Here is a 941-nt window from a genome sequence, read left to right on the forward strand (position 1 = left end):
GCAAACCGCTGACCCTCATCCAACGCGATGGGCTGGATCAACTCCACCGTCATCTCGGTGTTATCACCCGGCATCACCATCTCAGTGCCACCCGGCAACTCAACCGCACCCGTCACATCCGTGGTCCGAATGTAGAACTGCGGCCGATAGTTGTTAAAGAACGGCGTGTGCCGACCACCCTCATCCTTGGACAAGATGTAGACCTGCGCCTCAAACTTGGTGTGCGGCGTGATCGTGCCCGGCGCAGCCAACACCTGCCCACGCTCCACATCATCCTTCTTGGTACCCCGCAGCAACACCCCGACGTTATCGCCCGCCTGACCCTCATCCAACAGCTTGCGGAACATCTCAACCCCCGTCACCGTCGTTGAGGTGGTATCGCGCAACCCCACCATCTCAATGGTGTCACCGGTCTTGACGATCCCACCATCAATCCGGCCCGTCACCACCGTCCCACGACCGGTGATGGAGAACACATCCTCAATCGGCATCAAGAACGGCTTGTCGGTATCACGCTCCGGCTCGGGGAAGTGACTATCCACCGCCGCCATCAAATCCAAGATGTTCTGCTCCCACGCCTCATCACCCTCCAACGCCTTCAGCGCGCTGACCGGGATGACCGGAGCGTTATCGCCATCAAACTCATAGGAGGACAGCAACTCGCGGACCTCAAGCTCCACCAGCTCAAGCAACTCCTCATCATCAACCATGTCGACCTTGTTCAACGCCACCACCAAGTCAGGCACCCCAACCTGACGCGCCAACAGCACATGCTCCCGGGTCTGCGGCATCGGCCCATCCGCCGCCGACACCACCAAGATCGCGCCGTCCATCTGCGCCGCACCCGTGATCATGTTCTTGACATAATCAGCATGGCCCGGCGCATCCACGTGGGCGTAATGCCGATTGTCGGTCTCATACTCCACATGCGACACATTGAT

1 protein-coding gene is annotated in these 941 nt (G+C 59.4%); it reads right to left on the reverse strand.

All coding sequences use genetic code 11. The features are described 5' to 3' along the window. The coding region (gene tuf / locus C1746_RS21815; RefSeq protein WP_116716897.1) for an elongation factor Tu at window positions 1–941 on the reverse strand (941 nt) is incomplete at both ends.

The organism is Euzebya tangerina (assembly GCF_003074135.1).
Classification (GTDB): Bacteria; Actinomycetota; Nitriliruptoria; order Euzebyales; family Euzebyaceae; genus Euzebya; species Euzebya tangerina.